This window comes from Methylobacterium sp. CM6244, from assembly GCF_054817885.1.
This window is the reverse complement of record NZ_CM139247.1, coordinates 2,670,227-2,692,475: the sequence shown is the minus strand read 5'-3', so window position 1 is coordinate 2,692,475 and position 22,249 is coordinate 2,670,227. Positions and strand designations below refer to the sequence as shown.

23 protein-coding genes and 1 tRNA gene are annotated in these 22,249 nt (G+C 66.2%); 9 read left to right on the top strand and 15 right to left on the bottom strand.

Translation table 11 applies throughout. From position 1 onward, the window contains the following. Positions 1-8 precede the first annotated feature (8 nt). From ACYQML_RS12480 to ACYQML_RS12465, 4 genes are all read right to left on the bottom strand, one after another. Entirely contained in the window at positions 9-146 is a 138-nt protein-coding gene (locus ACYQML_RS12480; protein ID WP_461232988.1) for a DUF2474 family protein, read from the bottom strand. Continuing rightward, positions 146-1,153, bottom strand: a complete 1,008-nt coding sequence (gene cydB, locus ACYQML_RS12475; RefSeq protein WP_461232987.1) for a cytochrome d ubiquinol oxidase subunit II — start codon at positions 1,151-1,153, stop codon at positions 146-148. Before cydB ends, ACYQML_RS12480 begins: the two co-directional genes overlap by 1 nt. A 10-nt stretch (positions 1,154-1,163) precedes the next feature. After that, positions 1,164-2,582 (bottom strand): cytochrome ubiquinol oxidase subunit I, encoded by a 1,419-nt coding sequence (locus tag ACYQML_RS12470; protein ID WP_419951472.1) that lies wholly within the window; start codon positions 2,580-2,582, stop codon positions 1,164-1,166. 92 nt (positions 2,583-2,674) lie between these two features. Next, positions 2,675-3,079, bottom strand: coding sequence for a DUF983 domain-containing protein (locus tag ACYQML_RS12465; protein ID WP_056430199.1), 405 nt, complete (start codon positions 3,077-3,079; stop codon positions 2,675-2,677). Between the two features lie 186 nt (positions 3,080-3,265). Between ACYQML_RS12465 and ACYQML_RS12460 the strand changes: the two genes are divergently transcribed. From ACYQML_RS12460 to ACYQML_RS12450, 3 genes are all read left to right on the top strand, one after another. After that, the gene (locus tag ACYQML_RS12460) at positions 3,266-4,657 is read left to right on the top strand and encodes an aminotransferase-like domain-containing protein (protein WP_461232986.1); all 1,392 of its coding nucleotides are present in this window, start codon (positions 3,266-3,268) and stop codon (positions 4,655-4,657) included. Positions 4,658-4,914: 257 nt separating this feature from the next. After that, positions 4,915-5,679, top strand: coding sequence for a sigma-70 family RNA polymerase sigma factor (locus tag ACYQML_RS12455; RefSeq protein ID WP_461232985.1), 765 nt, complete (start codon positions 4,915-4,917; stop codon positions 5,677-5,679). Between the two features lie 212 nt (positions 5,680-5,891). Then, a complete protein-coding gene (locus ACYQML_RS12450) occupies positions 5,892-6,116 on the top strand; it encodes a hypothetical protein (protein ID WP_461232984.1) in 225 nt (74 codons plus the stop codon). A 148-nt stretch (positions 6,117-6,264) separates the two neighbouring features. On the opposite strand, the gene ACYQML_RS12445 is transcribed toward ACYQML_RS12450, so the two are convergent. Further along, positions 6,265-6,339, bottom strand: a tRNA-Glu gene (locus tag ACYQML_RS12445). A 155-nt stretch (positions 6,340-6,494) separates the two neighbouring features. On the opposite strand from ACYQML_RS12445, the gene rlmB reads away from it, so the two are divergent. Beyond that, positions 6,495-7,310, top strand: coding sequence for a 23S rRNA (guanosine(2251)-2'-O)-methyltransferase RlmB (gene rlmB / locus ACYQML_RS12440; RefSeq protein WP_461232983.1), 816 nt, complete (start codon positions 6,495-6,497; stop codon positions 7,308-7,310). 10 nt (positions 7,311-7,320) lie between these two features. Here rlmB and ACYQML_RS12435 read toward each other — a convergent pair whose 3' ends face one another. Next, positions 7,321-8,868 (bottom strand): CYTH and CHAD domain-containing protein, encoded by a 1,548-nt coding sequence (locus tag ACYQML_RS12435; RefSeq protein ID WP_461232982.1) that lies wholly within the window; start codon positions 8,866-8,868, stop codon positions 7,321-7,323. A 209-nt stretch (positions 8,869-9,077) separates the two neighbouring features. On the opposite strand from ACYQML_RS12435, the gene ACYQML_RS12430 reads away from it, so the two are divergent. The 3 genes from ACYQML_RS12430 (at position 9,078) to ACYQML_RS12420 (ending at position 11,430) form a co-directional block, all read left to right on the top strand. Then, entirely contained in the window at positions 9,078-9,824 is a 747-nt protein-coding gene (locus ACYQML_RS12430; RefSeq protein ID WP_461232981.1) for a TlyA family RNA methyltransferase, read from the top strand. 11 nt (positions 9,825-9,835) lie between these two features. Further along, complete coding sequence (locus ACYQML_RS12425) at positions 9,836-11,101, top strand: class I SAM-dependent RNA methyltransferase (protein WP_461232980.1); 1,266 nt, start codon at positions 9,836-9,838, stop codon at positions 11,099-11,101. A gap of 173 nt (positions 11,102-11,274) precedes the next feature. Beyond that, the gene (locus ACYQML_RS12420) at positions 11,275-11,430 is read left to right on the top strand and encodes a hypothetical protein (RefSeq protein ID WP_311275329.1); all 156 of its coding nucleotides are present in this window, start codon (positions 11,275-11,277) and stop codon (positions 11,428-11,430) included. Positions 11,431-11,447: 17 nt separating this feature from the next. Here ACYQML_RS12420 and ACYQML_RS12415 read toward each other — a convergent pair whose 3' ends face one another. From ACYQML_RS12415 to ACYQML_RS12390, 6 genes are all read right to left on the bottom strand, one after another. Next, on the bottom strand, positions 11,448-12,209 hold the full coding sequence (locus ACYQML_RS12415; protein WP_461232979.1) for an SOS response-associated peptidase: 762 nt from the start codon (positions 12,207-12,209) through the stop codon (positions 11,448-11,450). 85 nt (positions 12,210-12,294) lie between these two features. After that, the gene (locus ACYQML_RS12410) at positions 12,295-13,299 is read right to left on the bottom strand and encodes a magnesium transporter CorA family protein (protein WP_056430177.1); all 1,005 of its coding nucleotides are present in this window, start codon (positions 13,297-13,299) and stop codon (positions 12,295-12,297) included. A gap of 10 nt (positions 13,300-13,309) precedes the next feature. After that, entirely contained in the window at positions 13,310-14,176 is an 867-nt protein-coding gene (locus tag ACYQML_RS12405; RefSeq protein ID WP_461232978.1) for an SDR family oxidoreductase, read from the bottom strand. A gap of 10 nt (positions 14,177-14,186) precedes the next feature. Further along, positions 14,187-14,996 carry an SDR family NAD(P)-dependent oxidoreductase gene (locus tag ACYQML_RS12400; RefSeq protein ID WP_461235718.1) on the bottom strand — a complete coding sequence of 270 codons (810 nt, stop codon included), beginning with the start codon at positions 14,994-14,996 and terminating at the stop codon, positions 14,187-14,189. Between the two features lie 38 nt (positions 14,997-15,034). Further along, positions 15,035-15,793, bottom strand: coding sequence for an enoyl-CoA hydratase-related protein (locus tag ACYQML_RS12395; RefSeq protein ID WP_461232977.1), 759 nt, complete (start codon positions 15,791-15,793; stop codon positions 15,035-15,037). 181 nt (positions 15,794-15,974) lie between these two features. Continuing rightward, a complete protein-coding gene (locus ACYQML_RS12390) occupies positions 15,975-17,741 on the bottom strand; it encodes an acyl-CoA dehydrogenase (protein ID WP_461232976.1) in 1,767 nt (588 codons plus the stop codon). Between the two features lie 187 nt (positions 17,742-17,928). On the opposite strand from ACYQML_RS12390, the gene ACYQML_RS12385 reads away from it, so the two are divergent. Beyond that, positions 17,929-18,921 (top strand): L-threonylcarbamoyladenylate synthase, encoded by a 993-nt coding sequence (locus ACYQML_RS12385; RefSeq protein ID WP_461232975.1) that lies wholly within the window; start codon positions 17,929-17,931, stop codon positions 18,919-18,921. Between the two features lie 192 nt (positions 18,922-19,113). Here ACYQML_RS12385 and wrbA read toward each other — a convergent pair whose 3' ends face one another. After that, complete coding sequence (gene wrbA / locus ACYQML_RS12380; protein WP_461232974.1) at positions 19,114-19,713, bottom strand: NAD(P)H:quinone oxidoreductase; 600 nt, start codon at positions 19,711-19,713, stop codon at positions 19,114-19,116. Between the two features lie 144 nt (positions 19,714-19,857). Here wrbA and ACYQML_RS12375 point away from each other — a divergent pair, with 144 nt between their 5' ends. Then, on the top strand, positions 19,858-20,730 hold the full coding sequence (locus tag ACYQML_RS12375) for a LysR family transcriptional regulator (protein ID WP_461232973.1): 873 nt from the start codon (positions 19,858-19,860) through the stop codon (positions 20,728-20,730). Between the two features lies 1 nt (position 20,731). On the opposite strand, the gene greA is transcribed toward ACYQML_RS12375, so the two are convergent. Together greA and acuI are read right to left on the bottom strand one after the other, a co-directional pair. Beyond that, positions 20,732-21,193, bottom strand: a complete 462-nt coding sequence (gene greA, locus ACYQML_RS12370; protein ID WP_207410677.1) for a transcription elongation factor GreA — start codon at positions 21,191-21,193, stop codon at positions 20,732-20,734. A 42-nt stretch (positions 21,194-21,235) separates the two neighbouring features. Continuing rightward, positions 21,236-22,222: an acrylyl-CoA reductase (NADPH) gene (acuI, locus tag ACYQML_RS12365; protein WP_461232972.1), complete on the bottom strand. Its 987-nt coding sequence runs from the start codon at positions 22,220-22,222 to the stop codon at positions 21,236-21,238. Positions 22,223-22,249: the final 27 nt, after the last annotated feature.

Genomic DNA, 22,249 nt, shown 5'->3' with positions numbered 1-22,249 from the left:
TTCCCGCCCTAGCCCGCCTTCAGCCAGGTGCGCAGGCCGAATGCGACGATGCCGAGGGCGACGATGCTCGCCGCCCAGATCATCGCGAACCAGAGGAGCCGCCGCCACAGCGGGGGCGGACCTCCGGGGGGCGAGCCATCGGGCATCAATGGTACCCCGATGCGTCGACCTTTCCGCGAAAGACCCAGTACGAGTAGGCCGTATAGGCCAGGATGATGGGGATCAGTATCGACGCGCCGGCGAGGAGGAAGACCTGACTGGCATGCGGGGATGCCGCCTCCCAGATCGTGATGCGCCCCGGCACGATGTCCGGGAAGATGCTGATCCCGAGACCGGCGAAAGACAGCAGGAACAGGCCGAGGGACAGGAAGAACGGTGCCGTCTCGGCACCTTTTCTGAGGAGATGGAAGAACAGGAACGAGGCCAGGACCACGAGGATCGGCACCTGCGCCGTGAGCAGGACGTTCGGCATCGAGAACCAGCGCTCCCAATACTGGCCTTTCAGGAACGGCGTGGCGGCGCTGACAGCCGCAACGGAGGCGATGGTCGCCGCGCCGAGCCAGAGCGAGAGCGTGCGGGCGCGTTCCTGCAGCGACCCTTCCGTGCGCATGACGAGCCAGGTCGCCCCCAGGAGCGCATAGCCGCAGACGAGACCGAGGCCGACGAGGATGCTGAAGGGCGACAGCCAATCCCACCATCCGCCGGCATAGGCCCGGCCCTCGACTTTGATACCCTGTAACAGAGCCCCGAGGGCGATGCCCTGGGCGAAGGTCGCCACCACCGATCCACCGGTGAAGGCCACGTCCCACAGGGCCCGGTGCCGGGGGTCGCGCCACCGGAACTCGAAGGCGACGCCGCGAAAGATCAGACCGAGCAGCATGGCGATGATCGGTGCGTAGAGGGCCGGCATGATGACCGCGTAGGCGAGCGGAAAGGCAGCGAACAGTCCTCCCCCGCCGAGGACCAGCCAAGTCTCGTTGCCGTCCCAGACCGGAGCGACGGAGTTCATGGCGGTGTCGCGCTCCTGTCCCGGCTTGAAGGCCGGGAACAGGATGCCGAGGCCCAGGTCGAACCCGTCCATGACGATGTACGCGAAGACCGCGAAGGCGATGATGAAGGCCCAGACGACGGTCAGGTCGATGCTCGCGAGCATGGTGATGTCCTCACTCGGCCGGCTGGAGGGAGCGGTCGGGATTGACCGAAGTCGCTGGGGTGATGCCGGCGGTGCGGATCGGTGTTCCGGGCTCGATCCCGTGCTCGCCGAGATGCGGGGATTTCGCCATCAGGTGCAGGATGTAGAGAATCCCCATCCCGAAGACCGCGAAATAGATCAGCACGAACGCGACAAGCGAGGAGCCGACCGCCGGCGCCGACAGGGGCGAGGCGGATTCGGCCGTTCGAAGCAGGCCGTAGACCGTGAAGGGCTGCCGCCCCACCTCGGTGGTGATCCAACCGGCTAAGACGGCGACGAAACCTGCCGGCCCCATGGCGACGGCGAAGCGGTGCAGAGGCTTCCAATCGTAGAGGGCCTTCCTGTACCGCGCGAACAGGCTGCAGACGCCGAGAAGCAGCATCAGCATCCCGAGGCCGATCATGACACGGAAGGACCAGAACACCACCGGAACCGGCGGCCAGTTCTTGCGGTCCACGGTGTCGAGGCCCTTCAACGGCTCGTTCAATCCGTGTTTGAGGATCAGCGAGGACAGTTTGGGGATCGAGACCTCGTAGTCGACCCGGCCCGCTTCCTGGTTCGGCAGGCCGAACAGGATCAAGGGAGCGCCGTCCGGATGGCTCTCGAAATGCCCTTCCATCGCCATGACCTTGGCGGGCTGATGCTCCAGGGTGTTCAGCCCGTGAGCGTCGCCCGCCAGGATCTGGAGCGGCGCGACGATGGCGGCCATCCACATCGCCATCGAGAACATCGTGCGCGCGCCGAGATTGTACCGGTCGCGCAGCAGGTGCCAGGCTCCCACCGCGCCGACGACGAGGGACGTCGTCAGGTAGGCGGCCAGCACCATGTGCACGAGGCGGTACGGGAACGAGGGGTTGAAGACGATCGCCCACCAATCCTCCGGCACGAACTGTCCGGCGGCGTTGATGCCGTAGCCTTGCGGCGTGTGCATCCAGGAATTCACCGATAGGATCCAGAAGGCCGAGAAGAAGGTCCCGATCGCCACCATGAGGGTCGCGAAGAAATGCAGTTTCGGCCCGACCTTGGACATGCCGAACAGCATCACGCCGAGGAATCCGGCTTCGAGAAAGAAGGCGGAGAGCACTTCATAGGCCATCAGCGGTCCGAGCACCGGTCCCGTCTTGTCCGAGAAGACCGACCAGTTCGTGCCGAATTGGTAGGACATGACCAGACCGGACACGACGCCCATGGCGAAGGCGATGGCGAAAATCTTGATCCAGTACTTGAACAGATCGAGGAAGACCTGCCGCCCGGTCGCCAGCCAGAGCCCCTCCAGAACCGCGAGGTAACTCGCGAGTCCGATGGAAAAGGCGGGGAACACGATGTGGAACGCAACCGTGAAGCCGAATTGGATCCTCGCCAGGAGGAGAGCGTCAAAGTCCGACAGCATGTCGATCAACCTGAATGGTTGCTGGGAACGGGCAGGAAACGACTCGGCAGCTCAGTCTGCGGGACCAACCCTGCCCCATTGCGTCATCACGCTCAACGGCCGGTCCCCGGCTCCGCCTTCGGCGCGACCCGGACGGCGAAGCGTCCTTCCTCGGCTTTGTTGATGTATTGGCTCGCGATGAAGAGACCCTTGAGAGGGCGGATGATCGGAACGCAGGCCAGGAGAAGCAGCGGCAGCGTGACAACCGCATGGATCCAGAGCGGGGGATCGTAGGAGAGTTCCAGCCAGATGCCGAAAGCCGTGACGGGGAATGCCATCGACATCATGATGAAGAAGGCCGGCCCGTCCGCCGGGTCGGCAAAACCGTAATCGAGTCCGCAGGCTTCGCAGTTCGGCTTCAGGGTGATGAAGCCATCGAAGAGCCGTCCCTCGCCGCAACGGGGGCATCGGCAGCGAAGGCCCACGGAGAGGAGCGATTGATCTGTCGTCCTGTGCATTCTCGATGTCCTTGTTTCGCGGTGCCATCCTGACGAGCGGCGGAGATGCGGATCATCGAAGCCGATTGTATGGCCTAGATATCCATACAAACATCCTATAAGCCGGACATATCGTCACGGAAGTCGTATGGATCGCCTAACTATGTATGCTAAATGTATGCATACAAAACCGTGTGGCGAGAGGCAATGATGGAGGCGTGGAATCCAACGATACGGGACGAGGAGGGGCCGAAATATTTGGCCATCGTCAGAATCCTGGCAGAGGATATTCGCTCGGGACGGCTTCCTCCGGGGACGCGGTTGCCGCCTCAGCGCAGCTTGGCCAAACATCTCAACGTCGATCTCACCACTGTCACGCGGGCCTTCAACGAAGCGCGGCGGACGGGCCTGATCGATGCGTCCGCCGGGCGGGGAAGCTTCATTCGCGCCGCCTCGCCGTCGCTGGCGAAGGCCGCGACCGCCGACCCGTCTGGCAGCGTCGATTTCAGTATGAACATGCCGCCCCAGCCGGCGGCGGCCCGGCTCGCGGAGCGTATGGAGAGCGGTCTGTCGCGGCTTTCCGCGTCGGCGGGGTTCCTCGACCGGATGCAGTACCAGGACAGCGCCGGAAACCTCGCGGATCGCGCCGCCGGGGCGGATTGGCTCGGCCGCCGTCTGGGGCCGGTGCCGGTTCAGCGTGTCATCGTCGCCGGCGGGGCGCAGGCGTCGCTCGCCGCGATCCTCGCCGTGGTGCTGAAACCCGGCGATGCCCTCTGCGTCCCGATCCTGACCTATCCGGGGCTCCGCATGGCGGCCGAGCGGCGTGGGGCTCGCTTGCGCCCTGTGTCAGCCGATGGCGAGGGTATCCTCCCGGACGCGTTCCTCGAATGCTGTCGTCTCCACCGTCCGCGCGCCCTCTATCTGGTACCGACCCTCGACAACCCAACCACGGCAACGATCCCGACGCACCGACGCGAAAGGATCGCCGAGATCGCCCGAACCCACGGAGTCGCGATCATCGAGGATGACGCCTATGGCACCCTGCCACCCGATGCCCCGGCTCCCTTCGCGTCATTCGCGGGCGACATCACCTGGCATATCGCGACCCTGTCCAAATGCGTCAGCCCGGGGCTGCGCATCGCTTATGTCGCCGTACCCGGCACGAACGAAGCGGTCCGCCTCGCCGCCGAGCTACGCGCCATCAGCATGATGGCCTCGCCGCTCGCCGCCGCCCTCGCTTCCCATTGGATCGCCAATGGGGATCTCGATTCCATCGTCGCTGCCATCCGGCACGAGAATGGACATCGTCAGGCCGTGGCGCGGGAGGCCCTGCGGGGCCTCTCTGTCCATGCCCATCCCTGCGGGCATCACCTCTGGCTGCCATTGCCGCCACCCTGGCAACGCGGAGAATTCGGCGCTCATGCGCGTCAGAGCGGGTTGTCCGTGATTCTGAGTGATGCCTTCGCGGTCGGCCCGGCACCCGATGCGATTCGCGTTTCCCTCGGGGCCGCCCCCGATGGCGAGGCTTTGCGCTACGGTCTCAGCCTTCTGGCGAACCTGTTGGCGCATCCGCCCGGTGCCATCACGAACATTGTCTGAGACGAGTCAAGCAAGCATCGGTCGGGGCGTTCGGGCATTCCCGCCCGCGCTACTCCTTGATGCCCAGGGCCGAGAACGGGCATATCACCGATCGCCGATCCGGTGAGACAGCGTGGTTTTGTCGCTCAGTTTAGAACTCCTTTAGCCAACGTTCAGCTTTCCTTTGCCAAAACATCCCGCAGGCATTGCCAAATGCGCCCGGCGCATGGGGCATAGCATGGGCAAAGGGGGAATGGATGGGCGCTCGCGATCTGGGAATGACGGCTTCGAGGCCAGCGCACGGTTCTGAGGCTCAGCCCTCGGAGCGTCCTGCCGGGGCAAAGATACCGGACGCGGCGCGGGTTCATATCGGTGCCGAACTGAGGGCGTTCTACGCCTGCATTCTCGCCGAGGAGCAGCCGCCGGCCCTGTTGGATCTGGTTGCGCGCCTCACCCAGGCTTCTACGGGGCGTGACGCCGCGGCTTACGCTGCCTTCAGCGCCGATCTACTCACCGCGCTGCCGGGTCTGAGGGCCTTCGCCCTGTCGCTGGCCATCAACGCGGCGACGGCGGACGACCTCGTACAGGAGACGCTCCTGAGAGCATGGCAGAACCGGCACCGGTTCGAGCCCGGCAGCAACCTGATGGCCTGGCTCTGCACCATCCTACGCAACCACTTCTATACGGAGTGCCGCAAGCGGAAACGGGAGGTCGAGGACGCGGATGGGGCCATGGCCGCACAGGTCGCCGCGCCGGCAGCCCAGGAGGCGAGCAGCGACCTCAAGCGGGTCTGGCAGCATCTCGGCAAATTGCCGCCGTCGCAGCGGGAGGCCCTGATCCTCGTCGCGGCCCAGGGCATGACATACGAGGCCGCCGCTGAGCTCATCGGCTGTCAGGTCGGTACCATGAAGAGCCGGGTGAGCCGCGCACGGTCGTCACTGGTGGGATCTCTCGGAATGGACGTGCACCAGAAGACGCCCATGGGCCAGATCGCCAGCGACAGTCTCGAACCCGCGGCGGTACAGATCGGTCTCGGCGCCTGAATGCAGCGGGACGGGATGCGTAGTTAACCGCGACCGGTCTGAGGACCGGTTGTGGGACAGAGCCGCGCACGAGAGGTAGGTTGTCTTGACGGCAGAGCTGACATGAACGGCGACTGACCTCGAACATCGTCGCCGAGAGTGACGGATACTTTCTGGCGGGATCGACGTTCCGTTCCATTCGCCGTTTCACGATAACGGTCGAAGGATAGCCGATGACAACAGCGCCGTATCGCGTCGATATCTTCGCACCCGATGGACGCCGCAGCCTCGTCGCGTTCACGGAGCGGGAGGTCGCCCTGAAGGCCGAGTCCCTGCTCGCCTTCTACAAGGGGAACGTGCTCAGCGTCGGCTTCACCGTGACCTGCCACGATCCGGAAGCCGCGCGCCGGATCGCCTTTTACCTCACCGATATCTCACGCGAGCTCGAACTGATCTGAGACTGGCGATCCTGTTCGGCCAACTCTCGCGGCCATCAGGATATGCATCGGGACGGGGTTTTGCCGACGTCTGGAATCTGCATGAATGTAGAAGCCAGAAATCTGTCGCGCCAACAAGTCGTCGACATGGCTGAGCATCTCGATGTGTTGGCGCGCCCTGCGGGAATCGAACCCGCCTTTTCAGCGTGAAAGGCTGACGTCCTAACCGATAGACGAAGGGCGCTTGCTCGAGAGCGAGGGTTCTATAGGCGGCTTCCCCCGGCAGGGCAACCGGTGTTTCGCGGTGTTTCACGCTTGACGAACGGCATGGCGGTCGCTTTGTCGCTTCTCAGCACCCGCGCGGCGTCTCTGTCGTGCCTTCAGGCAGTGGATAACACCATGAATACGCGACGCGACGGGCCGGGCGGGCCCCGCACCAGCCGGCCGGGCGGCCAGCGCGACCGGTTTCGGCATGGGCCGCCCTCTTCCGGGCCCCGCGGTGTCAGCGGCGATCACGTCGTGCTCTATGGATGGCACCCGGTGTCGCAGGCGTTGGCGAATGAGGGCCGTGGCCTGCATCGGCTTCTCGCCACCGAGAACGCCTTGGCGCGCCTGACCCAGGAGCTGGGTCAGCTCAGGATCGACGCCGAACTCGTGCGCCCCAACGCCATCAACGCCTTGCTCGGGCCCGATGCCGTGCATCAGGGCCTCTACCTGGAAGCCGATCCCCTCCCCGGCCCGGATCTCGACGACCTGCCGGACGATGCGCTGCTGTTGGCCCTCGACCAGATCACCGACCCGCATAATGTCGGCGCCATCGTCCGCACCGCCGCGGCCTTCGGCGTCGCGGGCATCATCACCACGGCGCGGCACTCGCCCTCCGCCACGGGTGTGCTGGCGAAATCCGCCTCGGGCGGGCTCGAACACGTGCCGCTCGTGATCGTACGCAACCTGTCGGATGCGCTGATCGATCTCGGCAAGCGCGGCTTCACCCGCATCGGTCTCGATTCGGAGGGAGAGGCCACCCTCGATTCCGTCGGGCCGAAGCGGCCGGCGGTGATCGTGCTCGGAGCCGAGGGCAAGGGCCTGCGCCAGCGCACGCGGGACAATTGCGACGTCCTGGCCCGCATTCCGTTCAGCGGCGAAATTCGCAGCATCAACGTCTCGAACGCCGCCGCGATCACGCTCTATGCCTTGAGCGTTCGCGGCGGCTGACGCGTCGGTCTCAGCGCCAGAACGGCTTCACATCGAGAAGCGCCTCGTGCGCCTTCTCCGCCGCCTTGAGCAGTTGGCCCGTGCGGGCCTCTCCGTCGGCGGCGGTGAGACCGGCGGCGAACAGCGCCCGCCCGTCGACGCCGGACGTCTCACCGTTTCCGGTGTCGGCCAGGCTCGCCAGTACGGAGTGTGCGGTGGCGAGGTCGTTCAGCGCGCCGAGGTGATCCTGCAGGTCCGAGAGGGCCGCGACGAAGGCCTTGTGGCGCTTCTGCGCTGACTTCTCCGCGTAGAGCGAGGCGAAGAACTCGGCACCGTAGCGCAGCTTCTTGGCTTCGATGCGGACCTCGTGGCGGGCTTCCGCATCGATGCGATGGAGATGCCGGCCGCGTTTGCGGATACGTCGGCGGGCCTTGTCGAGCGTCGCTTCGGCATGGTCGCGGGCCGAGACCGGCTCCCGCTTCCCGTCGCCCCGCCACGGCCCGGTTTCGATCCAGGCGGAGAGGTCGAGAATCAGGCTGCGCCAGGCTTGCGATTCGAGGATCGCGAACACGGTCCCGTAGGCGCGGTCGCGTTCGGCTTCGAGGCGGATTCGCAGATCGTCGAGCCCCGCTTCGTCCGGCCTGCGGGTCATCTCGCCGGCCAGGGTCTCGCTGAGGAAGACGTCGAGGTTGCGGGCATGCCCGAACGGCTCGGTGACGCGCTTGATCTCCTGGCGCAGATGGGTCGCGGCAGGATCGCTCGCGAGGATCGGCTTGAACAGGGTGAAGGCCGAGCGAAGGCGCCGGAGGGCGACGCGGATCTGATGCAGACCCTCCGGATCGCGCGTCTTGAGGAAGACATCCTCGTTGAGCCGCAGATGGGTGAGGCAGGCGATGGCGATGGCACGGAACGCCTCCGCCGCCGACCCGTCCGGGCACAGCTTGACCGATCCGGCCTTGCTCGGCCTGCGCAACGTACCGCTGAGGATCCTGAAACCACGCTCGCTCTTCGATAGGACGCCGAGGCGCAGCGGCACCGTCTCTGCAAGGGTTTGGGCGAGGGAGAACAGGTCGGCCGGGTCACCCTCGATCAGTTCGAGTTCGAGCTCCCAGATGGGAGCGTCCCCGTCCGGCGTCTCGACCCTGCCTTGGTCGAGGGTCGCCGAGATGCGCGAGGTTCCATGGGCCACGGCGCGGGTGCTGCGCTCGATCACGGTGGTGACGACGGCATTGAGGTCGGGCGAGGACGCGCTGCCGAGCACGTCCGGGACCGGTGTATCGTCGATGAGTGACAGGTCTGGGGTCGGGCCGTCCACGGCCCATTCCCATTCCGACCGGTCGAACAGGCCGGCCGCCGACGAGGCGGCCTTCACCGTCTGGACATGGCGCTCCCCGTGCCTGCGCACCCGCAGGGTTATTCCCTGGCGGTGGAGCGCCCGCTCGGCCGTGTCGTAATAGGTGGCGGAGAGGAATTCCGGGTCGGTCGGCCCCTCGATGGCGAGGAGCGGGTGGCGCGCCAGTTCCAGCAGTTCGGCGGCGCCGCAATCCAACTTCAGCTCGATTTCCCTCGGGGTAACCATCGGTCGTCCTGTTCTCTGGTCCGGTGTGACGAGTGCCAACGCCCGAGGACCGGTTGTGGATCATCCCCGTGCTTCCCGGGCCGCGCAAGCGCGCTATGCCGCTGCCGGATGGACAAACGTGAGAAATCCCGTAGCTGAGGCGGGATGGCCCGATGAATCGGGCTTCGGTCCGGCGCGTAGGATCATAGGCACGGGATCGTAAGGGTTCGATGACGGTAGACCGGGTAAGGGCCGATCGGCTCCTGGTCGAGAATGGCCATTTCGAGAGTCGGGCGAAGGCCCAGGCGGCGATTGAGGCGGGTCTCGTCACCGCAGACGACCGTCCCGTCACCCGTGCCTCGGACAGGATCGACCGGCGGGCGCGTATCGTGGCGAGCCCTCCCCATCCCTTCGTCTCGCGCGGCGGGCTGAAGTTGCAGGCTGCGCTGGACGCGTTCGGGTTCGATCCGGCTAGCCTTGTCTGTCTCGATGTCGGCGCTTCCACGGGAGGATTCACCGATGCGCTGCTGCGGGCCGGCGCCCGGCACGTCTATGCGGTCGATGTCGGCCGGGATCAGCTCCACGCCTCTCTCCGCGGCGATCCGCGCGTGACCAGTCTCGAGGGCCAGGACGTGCGCGGTCTCGATGCAATGACGATTCCGCTTGCGCCGTCCCTCGTGGCGATCGATGTGAGCTTCATCGCCCTTCGCCTTGTCCTGCCCGCAATCGTGCCGCTCATGGCACCGGGCGCGGCATTGGCCGCCTTGATCAAACCTCAATTCGAGGCGGGGCGCGACCGGGTCGGGCGCGGCGGCATCGTTCGCGACGAGGCCGTCCACCAGGCTGTCTGCGAGGAGGTGACGAACCTCGTCGCCGATCTCGGCCTGTCGGTCCTCGGCCTCATCCCCTCCCCCGTCGCCGGTGGCGACGGCAATCGCGAGTTCCTCATCGGGGCACGCTCTCAGGTGCGCCCATGACGGATAGGACCATGACCGAACAATCGCACCTTTCCACCCTCGAAATCGCGCGTCTCGGACAACGCGGGGATGGCATGGCGACGGATGGCACCATCGTGCCCTATGCCTTGCCCGGCGAGCGCGTCTCGGTTCGCCGCGATGGGACGCGGGTTTCCCTCGTCGCAGTCGAGACCCCCTCCCCGGACAGGGTCGACCCGTTCTGCGGCTATTTCGGAACCTGTGGCGGTTGCGCGGTCCAGCATCTCGCACCCGAGCCCTACGCCGCCTGGAAGCGGGGCAACCTCGCGCAGGGCCTGGCTCAGGCCGGAATCGAGGTTCCGTGCGAGCCGACCCGCGATGCGCATGGATCGGGCCGCCGCCGGCTCACCCTCCATGTGCGCGAGATCGACGGCAAGGGCGTCGCCGGGTTGATGGAGGCGCGCAGCCACGCCCTCGTGGCGATCGATCATTGCCCGATCACGGTCGAGCAGCTGCACCGTGCGCCCGCCGTCGCGCGGGCACTGAGTGCTCCCCTCGGTCATGGGCGCAAACCCCTCGACGTCGCCTTCACGGCCACCGAAGCCGGCCTCGATGTCGACTTGCGCGGACATGGCCCGATGAGTGAAGGCCTGCGCGCCACGCTGGTGCGGCTGGCGGGCGAACTCGACCTCGCGCGCCTGTCCTTTCACGGCGATATCGTGGTGGAGCGTCGCGCGCCCGCGATCACGACCAGCGGGGCCCGCCTCGTGCCTCCGCCGGGAGGATTCCTGCAGGCGACGGAGGCCGGCGAGGCCATGCTCGCCGAACTCGTGGTCGCGGCCCTGGACAAGCGCGTGAAGCGCGTCGTCGACCTGTTCGCCGGGGCCGGCCCGTTCACTCTCGCCATGGCCCGTACACGGGATGTCCATGCTGTAGAGGGTGAGGCCGCGGCGATCGCCAGCCTCGACCGGGCGTTTCGGTCGACACCCGGTCTGCGCCGGATCACGAGCGAAACGCGCGACCTTTTCCGCCGGCCGCTTCTCCCTATCGAACTCGAAACCTACGACGCCGTGGTGTTCGATCCGCCGCGCGCCGGAGCACAGGCCCAGGCCAAACGCATCGCGGAGGCGAAAATCCCTCTCGTCATCGGGGTCGCCTGCGACATCGGCTCGTTCGCGCGCGATGCCGCGACCCTGATCGAGGGGGGCTATCGACTCGAACGGGTCGTTCCTGTCGACCAGTTCAAATATTCGAGCCATCTCGAAATGGTGGGCGTGTTCCGGAAGGATGTCGCCAAGCGCAGGCCCTCGCTGAGGTAAGAACCGGTCACCGATGGGCGGTCGGCCACCTCGATCCCAAGGCGCAGTGCGCTGCGGCACATGGCAGGGGGCCGTGAGGTCATGGCAGCCTCGCTCAGAATCCCATGGTCGGCGGGGGCTCTCATCGCCACGTTAGCGGGAGCCAAACCTTACCCCATTCAGGATTCTTCGTCGTGGACGTCTTCACCGCAAAGATGCTGGTTTCCGCAGCCCTCGTCACGGCCATTGCCGGTTTCTCCCTCCTGACCGCTGGTTGGGCCCTGCTCGATGTCTATAGCGACTACCGCAATGGAGCCGAAGAGCGCGCCTCTTCCGCTCCCCGGAACTGAGCATTCTCGGGTCCCGATCAGAACAGGGTTCCTTGAGCATCCTCATCGCTGGATCGCGGGCGGTCTTTCGGTGGAATATTCGCGATTGGCGCCGGTCCGGCACGACCGACCGGGACGGCAAGGTCGGCGCCCTCATTGCGGGCGTCATTGACCCGCGCACTGACCGGATCGAGGGTTAGCCACTCGTCGGGGCATGGCCGGCACAGCGCGGCTGCCTCCTCCGGTCCAGTGCCGAGATGGTCGAGCCAGGGCTTGATGGCACCGGGCGACAAGATTGCGGGCATACGGTCATGGACCGCCGCCATGGTGCCGTTGGCGCCCGTGGTGACGATGGCGGCGGTGTCGATCTCGGACCCGTCGGCCCCGAGCCAGTTCTCCCACACGCCCGCGAAAGCCATCGGCGCCCCGTCCGCCCGACGGATCATGTAGGGCGTCCGCGTCATGGTCTTGCCGGTTCCCTCCCGGCGCCATTCGTAGAATCCATCGGAGAGGAAGACGCAGCGACGGTGGCGGATAGCCCCGCGGAACGTCGCCTTCTCCAGCAGCGTCTCGACGCGCGCGTTGATGATGAGCGGAAAGCCCTTCGGGTCTTTCAACCAACCCGGCAGGAAGCCCCAGCGCACAAGCCGGAAGTGCCGCTCGCCGCGTTCCGCAAGCACGATCGGCACCGGCTGTGTCGGCGCCACGTTGTAGCGCGGCGGGAAGTTCGGCTGCTCGGGATAGCCGTAGAACGCGCGGAAGACGTTCGGATCCTGTTGGATGAGGAAGCGGCCGCACATGTGCTTACCTTCGCCAGCCGTCCAGTGCAGGACGAGCCCGATGAGCGGTGCCGACGCTCCAGGGACGCATGAGATCCATCCTGCCCTACAGCCACTTCTTCCAGCGGAAGAACACATACGGCAGCACGGCAGCAACCACCATCATCACCACGGCCATGGGATAGCCGAAGTTCCAGTCGAGCTCGGGCATCGCCTTGAAGTTCATGCCGTAGATCGAGGCGATGAGGGTCGGCGGCATGAACACCACCGCCATGACCGAGAACAGCTTGATGATGTTGTTCTGCTCGAGATTGACGAGGCCCAGCGTCGCGTCCAGCAGGAACTGGATTTTGGACGAGAGGAAGGTCGCGTGCTCCTCCAGCGACTGCAGATCGCGCAGGGTCGAGCGGACGTCTTCGCGCAACTCGCGCGGCGCCTTGGTGGTGCGGTAGGTCGCCGAAAGCGACAGCAGGATGCGCTCCATGGAGACCAGGCTCTCGCGCTGCTTCGAGATCAGATCACCCAGGCGTCCGAGTGCCCGGAGCGTGTCCTGCAGGGCGGTGTTGCGGGCCGATGGGTCCTCTTTCTCCTCGAAGATCTTGCCCGAGAGCCGGTCGATCCGCTCGCCCTGGAGCTGAAGCACGTCCGCCGCTCGGTCGATCACGGTCTCGATCAGCCCGGCGAGGATCGTCTCGCCCGACGGAGCGGCGGAGGGCCCGTTGCCGGTCGAGCGGCCGGCCCGCTGTGTGTACATGCGGAAGGCCTGCGGCTCCTCGTAGCGCACCGTGACGAGGCGGTTGCCGCGCAGGATGAAGGTGATGCCGGCCAGCCCCGGCTCGTCCGCGTCGCTGACCTTGCTCAGCACGCGCCCCGTCATGTAGCGCGCCCCATCCTCCACATAGAGGAGTTCGGAGGGCTCGATGTCCTTCATCTCCTCGCGGGTCGGCACCGAGATGCCCATGAAGGCCTCGACCTTGAGGTCTTCCTCCCGCGTCGGGCGGATCATGTCGAGCCAGACGGTCTCGTCGGGAATGGGGTCCTGCAGTTCGAGGGGACGGCGATCGAGCAGGATGTGCCCAGGGCCGGCGATCGGCTGATGGATGAAAATCACGCGTTACGTCTCAGGCGAGGGCCCCGGAAGGCGGTGTGTTCGCATCCGGCACGAAGAAGTCCGGCGCAAGGGGTATACCGGGTGTGACGCGGTATTGTGTGAAGTCCGTGACACCTTGCTCGGCGAGGAAGCTGTCGTCGATGAGGAAGCGGCCGGTGACCTCGCGGGAAGGCTTGAGAAACAGCGCATGGGCGGCATCCGCCATGATCTCCGGTTTGCGGCTCGCCTGGATCAGCGCCTCGCCGCCGAGGAGATTCCGTACGGCAGCCGTCGCGATGGTTGTGCGCGGCCAAAGGGCATTCACGGCGATGCCCTGGCGACGCAATTCGCCGGCGAGGCCGAGTACGCAGAGCGACATGCCGAACTTCGCCATCGTGTAGGCGAGATGCGGCGCGAACCACTTCTCCGCCATGTCGAGGGGCGGCGACAGCGTCAGGATGTGCGGGTTCTCTGCCTTCTCCAGATAGGAGATCGCGTATTTCGAGACCATGTAGGTGCCGCGGGTGTTGATCTGGTGCATCAGGTCGAAGCGCTTCATCTCCGTCTGCGGCGTACGGGTGAGCGAAATCGCGCTCGCATTGTTCACGACGATATCGATCCCCCCGAAGGTTTCCGCCGTCTGGGCGATCGCTGCGGCGACGCTGGCCTCGTCGCGCACGTCGACGAGGAGCGGCAGGGCCCGCCCGCCCGCCGCCTCGATGGCCGCCGCCGCCGTATGGATGGTGCCTTCGAGCTTGGGATGCGGCGTCTCGGTCTTCGCGGCGATGGCGACGTTGGCGCCGTCGCGCGCGGCGCGCAGGCCGATGGCGAGGCCGATGCCGCGCGAGGCCCCGGTGATGAACAGGGTCTTTCCCGCCAGGGAGTTCAAATCCGTCATGCCCGTTTCCTCATGGTCCAATTTGAAAGCGCGGCGGCTGCGTGCCGTCTAGATCGGTGAAGCCGTATTCCGCGGCGAGATCGCCCGCATGGAGGATGTGCCCGGTACGGGCATGGACGATGGGATCGGCGGCCAGGGCCGCCAGGGCACGGCCGGCATAGAGCGGGCTTTCGGTTGCCCGGTCGGCATGGCCGTTGTCGCGGGCTCGCTCCGTGCCGACGAAACCCGGCGAGAGCCCGAGCACCGTCACGCGATGGGGTGCGAGGTCCTGGGCGCAGGCATAAGCGAGACGGTTCGTCGTCGCCTTGGCAAGGTCGTAGAACGCGTCACCCAGATAGCCGGGATGCGTATCGAACGAGGCGAACGCGATCAGCCCCCGTTTCGCAGAGACCATGACGGGTGCGACCGCACGTGCCAGGAGCAGGGCCGGTAATGGGCCGGTTTCGAAGAAGGACGAGAGCGGCTCCACGGAGCGTCGCCAGAACGGGGTGCCCCATTCTACTCCATCGGCGTAGCGCTCGCCGTCGAAACCCTCATTGCCGCCCCAGACGCTGGAGACCGCGACATCGATCCGCCCGAAGCGGCGCAAAGCCCATTGGACGAGGCGATCCACCTCCCGCTCGCTGGTATGGTCGCAGATGTAATGATGGCCGTGCCCGCCTGCGGCATCGACCGCACGGGCCGTATCCTCGATCGTCTCCGGCCTACCCTCGGTGCGAGGCCCCGTCTCGCTCGATCGTGCCGTGACGATCACCGTGGCGCCGGCTTCGCCCAATCCGCGCGCAAGGCCCCGCCCGACGCCGCGCGAAGCCCCGGCCACGAGGCAGATCGCGTTGCTCAGGTCGGGCGGATTCCTGATCACGGTGCTTTCGTTTTCCCGAGGAAGCGCGCGAAGGCTTCCTGCGCCTCGGGCGCTCGCAAGCGTTCTTCGAAGGCCACGGCCTCGGCTTCCAACGCAGCCTCGACCTCGGCTTGGTCACCCCGGATGAGCTTGCGGGTCGCCGCGACCGCCCCCCGTGGCAATCCGGCAAGGCGGGCGGCCTGGGCCATGGCGTGATCCTCCAGAAGGTCGGATGCGACGACATCGTTGACGAGACCCAGCCTCCGAGCCTCGTCGGCATCGAGGGGCTGTGACAACAGCAGGAGTTCGGTGGCCTTCAGGAGCCCGACCCGTCGCGGAAGCAGATAGGACGAGGCCGCCTCCGGCACGAGGCCGAGTTCCACGAACGGCATCCGGAACCGCGCCGCCGGGCTCGCATAGACGAGGTCGCAATGCAGCGTCAGCGTCGTGCCGATCCCCACCGCGATCCCGTTCACCGCCGCTACCATCGGCGTGGCGGTCCGGGCGAGCTGCCGGATGAAATGCAGGGCGGGTGCTTCTATGAAAGGCCGTCGCGCGCCGGCGACAAAATCGGCGAGGTCGTTGCCGGCGCTGAACGCGCCCGGCGCCCCGGCGAAAACGATGGCGCCGATGCTCTCCGATGAATCCGCCTGCGCGAGCGCGTCCCGCATGGCGTCGTACATCGCGCCGGTGAGCGCGTTCTTCTTGTCCGGCCGGTCGAGACGGATCAGGCGGACGCCGTCCGGTGTGTCGTGGATCGCGATGTGCTCGGTCATGTGTATCCTCGCTTTCCGGCGATCTCTCTCCCGTCTGGCCGCTAGTCCCTCTCCCCTCTGCGGGAGAGGGTGGCCCGCGAATGCGGGTCGGGAGAGGGGAGCGCGCCGTCCCGAGAGGTCGTCCCCTCTCCCGCCTGCTCCGCAGGCACCCTCCCCCACAGAGGGGGGAGGGTCTTCGTACTCATCCCGCCAAGGCCAGCATACCGTCCTGCGTGAACCCACCGCCATCGACGACGCTCTGTTCCAATCCGCTCGCCGCCGGGAGCAGGTTCTCGGCGAAGAACCGCGCCAGGGCGATGCGGGCGCCGTGGGCGGGATCGGTCTCGCCGGTCTTGAGGGCGGCATTCGAGGCGAGCGCCGCAAGGGCGAGGCAGGTCGCGCCTTGCGCGAGGCCGAACAGGCGCAGATACGGCGTCGCTCCCGCCTGCGCTTCCTCGGGACGGTTCGAGGCCAGGGCCTTCAGCAGGAAACTCGTCGCCCGGTCGAGGCTTTCGATCCCGGCGCGCAGGCGCGGGCCGAGATGGCCGAAAGCGGGTGTCGCATCCTTCTGGACCGCCTCGGCCACGCGACGCATGGAGGCCAGCTGCGCCCTCACGGTGGCCCCGCCATTCAGCGGCAGCTTGCGCGCCACGAGGTCGATGGCCTGGATGCCGTTGGTGCCCTCGTAGATCGCCAGGATGCGTGCGTCGCGCATGTGCTGGGCCGCGCCCGTCTCCTCGACGAAGCCCATGCCGCCATGGACTTGGAGGCCCAGAGACGTGACCTCGTTGGCGATGTCGGTGGAGAACGCCTTGGCTACGGGGGTCAGCAACGACGCCCGGTCGTTCGCTTGCTTGCCTTCGGGGCCGCGCGCGGCATCGAGGGCTTCGGCCGTGAGGTAGCAGATGCCGCGGGCGGCCGCCGTATAGGCTTTCATCGTCAGCAGCATCCGCTGCACGTCGGGATGCTCGACGATGGGGCTGACGGGATCGGACGAGCCCGCCGCCTTGCCCTGGCGACGGTCGCGGGCATAGGTCAGCGCCTGCTGGTAGGACCGTTCGGCGACGCCCACCCCCTGCAGCCCGACATTGAGCCGGGCCGAATTCATCATCGTGAACATGCAGGCGAGGCCACGGTTCTCCTCGCCGATCAGCCAGCCCGTGGCGCCGCCGTTATCGCCGAAAGCCATCGAGCAGGTCGGCGAGCCATGGATGCCGAGCTTATGTTCCAGCCCCGAGCAGCGCAGGTCGTTGTGGCTGCCGTCGGGAAGGATCTTCGGCACCAGGAACAGGGAGATACCGCGCGTTCCGGCCGGGGCGTCCTTCAGCCGGGCGAGGACGAGATGGACGATGTTGTCCGCCATGTCGTGCTCGCCATAGGTGATGTAGATCTTCGACCCGACGATGCGGTAGCTCCCGTCCCCCGCCGGCTCGGCGCGGCTGCGCAGGAGGGACAGGTCCGAACCCGCCTGGGGCTCGGTGAGGTTCATCGTGGCGGTCCACTCGCCGGAGACGAGTTTTTCGAGATAGCGCCCCTTCAGGTCCACGGAACCGTGTTTCGACAGCGCTTCGATCCCGCCGGCCGTCAGGAGCGGGCACAGCGCGAAGCTGATGCTGCCGGCATTCCACATCTCGCTGCAGGCGGCGTTGAGGAGCAGTGGAAGCCCTTGACCGCCATATTCGGGTTCGGCGCTCAGGCCGTTCCAACCGCCCTCGATCCAGGTGCGATACGCGTCGGGCCAGCCCGGCGACGTGGTCACGGCACCGTCCTCGAGGCGCGCGCCCTGACGATCCCCGATGGGGTTGAGGGGCGCGATTACGGCGTCGGCCACCCGGCCGGCCTCGTGCAGGATCGCGTCAGCGTCCTCCAACGTCAGGTCGCCATGGGCGCCCGAGGCGATGGCAGCATCGAGCCGAGCGACATGGCGCAAGGCAAAGCTGATCTCGGCAACCGGCGTGCGATAGCTCATGGACGTATCTCCCGCGTCGTCTCGAGCGACGCTTCACCCTGTGTTTGGCGCGCGAGCCGACCCGGCGACAGGTCGGTCACGTCGTTCGCCGATAGGCATAGGCAAGACCGCATCGCGGGGATAGGCAGTCGCTGGAGCGGGACACCGCACGACGCCGCACGTCATCCAGGCAGGAGATAGTTTAGATATGAACGATCTCGCGTCAATCCCCGGCCAGACCTTGATGCTCGGTATCGACGAGGCTGGAATTGAGCGATCCGCGAATCTCCTTCGCGGGGGCGCTCTGGTCGCCTTTCCCACGGAGACCGTCTACGGGCTCGGCGCCGACTCCACCGACTCCGATGCCGTGGCGCGGATCTACACGGCGAAGAATCGCCCGAGCTTCAACCCCTTGATTGCCCATGTGCCAGGTCTCGACGCGGCCCGGCGCGAAGGCGTCTTCGACGAGATCGCCCTCCATCTCGCGGCCGCGTTCTGGCCGGGACCGCTGACCCTCGTCGTTCCGGTCGCCCCGGGAGGGACGGTCAGCGAACTCGGCCGCGCCGGTCTTCCCAGCGTCGCCCTGCGCGTCCCGGCCAGCCCCGTCGCCCTCTCCCTTCTGGAGAAGGTCGGGCGACCGGTGGTGGCGCCCTCTGCCAACCGGTCGGGACGTGTGAGCCCGACGCGAGCCGAGCATGTCCTCGCCGATCTCGACGGTCGCATTGCCGCGATCCTCGATGGCGGGAGCACCTCGGTCGGCCTGGAATCCACCGTCATCGCTTGTCTCGACGGTCGGGCACGCCTGCTCCGCCCCGGCGGTGTGACGCGGGAGGTGGCGGAAGCCGTGTTGGGCTTTGCCCTCGACACCGGAGACCATCCTGGCGAGGCACCGATCGGCCCCGGTCTCCTCGCTTCGCATTACGCCCCTCGGGCGGCCGTGCGACTTGACGCGTTGCGGATCGAGCCGGATGAGGCGGTTCTGCTGTTCGGGCGAGATGCACCGCCCGGTACGGACGCAGCGAAAGCGCGCCTCAACCTCAGTGAGACCGGCAGCCTCGAAGAGGCCGCGTCCACGCTTTTCTCCGCTCTACGCCATCTGGACGCCGCCGGCACCGGGACCATTGCGGTCGCTCCGATCCCCCGGACGGGCCTCGGCGAGGCGATCAATGACAGGCTACGCCGGGCGGCGGCGCCCCGCTGAAATTATTTCTCGGTTTCAGGGAACCGAGTCGGCGCGAAGGCGTTCAAGGATCACGAAGGTCAGTTCAGCCCCCAAATGACCTTCTCCCTTTCAAGGCTCGGATTCGTCCGAGCCTTTTTTCTTGCGTGCAATTGGTGAACGACCAAACGAGCCTCGCACCATGTGCGAGGCTCGTCCTGGACCCGACGTCGATCAGACGGCGAGCTTGGCGGCGATGCCGGCGACATGCTTGCCCTGGTACCGGGCACCATCGAGTTCGACACCGCTCGGCTGACGGCTTCCATCGCCATCGGCGATCGTCGAGGCACCATAGGGCGTGCCCCCCTTCACTTGCTCGACACCGTTCTGGCCGGGGAAAGAATAGGGCAATCCCACGATGACCATGCCGTGGTGCAGGAGCACGGTGTGGAAGCTGGTGAGTGTCGTCTCTTGGCCGCCATGCTGTGACGCTGTGGATGTGAAGACCGAGCCGACCTTTCCGACCAGCTTACCCTGCGCCCAGAGGCCGCCGGTCTGGTCGATGAACTGCTTCATCTGGGCAGCCATGTTGCCGTAGCGTGTGGGCGTACCGAAGATGATCGCATCATAATCGGCCAGTTCGTCCACGGTGGCGATGGGGGCCTGCTGGTCGACCTTGTAGTGGAACTGCTTGGCGACCTCGTCGGGAACGAGTTCCGGGACACGCTTGACGCTGACATCGGCCCCGGCTTCGCGGGCACCCTCAGCGACGGCGTTCGCCATCTGCTCCACATGTCCCCAGGACGAGTAATAGAGGACCAGAACCTTCGCCATCATTCTCACTCCAGATCGAAAAACGCCGCAACGCAGCTTTGTGCAGTGGCCGATATCGGTGAGGACGGGCCTTGCGGAAATGCCCTACTCTGCAAAATTCGTCTTGCGTCAATGCAAGGTCGCAACGGTTCGATGGGGTGCTGCGTGGCCGATTGGGACGATTTCCGCCTCGTGCGCGCGATCGCCGAGCAGGGTGGCTTGACCCGTGCCGCCGATCATCTCGGCATCAATCATTCGACTGCGTTCCGCCGCCTCTCTGCCATCGAGTCGTCGATCCAGGCACGGCTCTTCGAGCGGCACCGGTCGGGCTATGCTCCCACTGAGGCGGGTCGCGCCATGATCCTCGCCGCCTGTCGGATGGATGACACTGTCGCGCAGTTCAACCGTGAACTTGCGGGCCAATCGTCGGAGCCTGCCGGTGATGTGCGCATCACCGCACCGGCGGGCCTCGCAACCGGAGTCCTGATGCCGATCTTCGCGGAGTTTCGACGACGCTACCCGCGTATCCGCCTCGAACTCGTTCTGGCCGAGGAATCGCTCAATCTCTGCAAGGATGCCGATGTGGCGATCCGAGCCAGTGATCGACCGCCGCCCAACCTCGTCGGACGACGCTTAGCGACCAGCAACTGGGCCATCTACGGGACACAGGATTACGTGGGTCGCGCTATGGCCGACAGTCCATGGGTCTATCCGAGCGCTACCGTGGCAGGCGGACGCTTCGCCGCCTTCGCGAAGTCCCGCATCGCGGCGGGAAACGTCGCCATTTCGATCAACACGGTGCTGGGCCTGCGTGAGGCGATCGAGGCCGGGTGCGGTATCGGACCGCTACCGCGCTGGGAGGCGGATACTCGTCCAAACCTGTTCCGCCTTTCAGAGAACGAACCCGAACTCGCGACCTCGCTCTGGGTTCTGACCCACGCCGAACTGCGTCATGCTCCACGGGTCAGAGCGCTCATGGATGTCATCGCCACCGAAATCGCGGCGATGCGGCCATTGATCGAAGGGATCGGTTCCTAATTCACCCAATGGCTTCGATTTCGATCTCGTGGCCGTTCACCTCGACGGTATCGCCCACGCTTTTCCCCGTCAGAGCCTTCGCCATCGGTGAAACGTAGGAAATCGAGCCCTTGGTCGGATCCGCCTCGTCTTCGCCAACGATGCGGAATTTCTGCTTGGCACCGTCCTCTTTCAGGATCGACACCGTCGACCCGAAATGGACCGTCTCACCATCCATCGGCTCGACGAGTTCGGCCGAGCCGAGACGCGCGGTCCAATAGGCGAGCTCACGGGTGACACGGGCCTCATCGGCCTTGGCGCCAGGCGTCAGCGCGGAAAATTCCGACTGCAGCCGAGCCACTTCGGCTTCCATCTGGGCGAGACCCTGGGGGGTGACGAAATTGGTGTGGGGCGAGATGGGGCGATCGGGAAGATCCTCAAACGCTTCTCCGCCTTCACGCTCTTTGACAAATGCACTGCTCATGAAGACGGGAATGCTCCGCAAGCATAACGGTTCCGCTCCGGGTCACCCGATGGTGACGACGGTACGGCCACGCGTCCGCCCCTCGAGGATTTCCTCGGCGAGCGTCCCCACCTCCGAGAGTGGCACTGTGCTCGTCATTTTGGCGAGGAGGCTTCGGTCGAGGTCCTGCGCGATCCGCGCCCAGGCTTCCCTGCGCTTTGGCAACGGGGTGGTGACACTGTTGATGCCGAACAGTGTCACGCCGCGCAGGATGAAGGGGGCCACCGAGGTCGGCAGGTCCATGCCTCCGGCGAGGCCGCAGGCCGCGATAGCACCGTCGGCCTTGGTGGACGCGAGGAGATTGGCGAGCGTCGTCGAGCCGACGGCATCGATGCCCGCTGCCCAGCGCTCTTTCGCCAGAGGCTTTCCGGGATTCGCGAGCTCGCTCCGGTCCATGATCTCGGCAGCGCCCAGCGACGTCAGGTAATCCGCCTCGCCCGAACGACCGGTCACGGCGATGACATGCCATCCAGCCTTGGCTAGCAGCGCCACGGCCACCGATCCGACACCGCCGGACGCACCCGTAACGATGGCGGGGCCGTCGGCAGGGGTGAGGCCGTGGGAATCGAGGGCCATGACGCAGAGCATGGCGGTATAGCCGGCGGTCCCCACCGCCATCGCCTCTTCGGGCTTCAGCCCATCCGGCAACGGCACGAGCCAGTCGCCCTTCACCCGCGCTCGCTCCGCATAGGCGCCGAGATGGCTCTCGCCGACGCCCCAGCCGGTGAGCACCACGGCGTCGCCGGACTTGTAGTCGGGATGGTCCGAAGTCTCCACGATGCCGGAAAAGTCGATGCCGGGGATCATCGGGAAACGTCGCACGACGGGCGAACGGCCGGTCATGGCCAATCCGTCCTTGTAGTTGAGGGTCGAATGCGTGACCCGCACGGTGACGTCGCCGTCCATGAGATCTGCTTCGTCGAAATCCGTGAAGCGGAGCTTCTGTCCCGCTTCGCTCTTTTCGATCACCCACGCCTTGAACGTCGCCATATCCGCCGGTCTCCTCTCGCCTCGAAG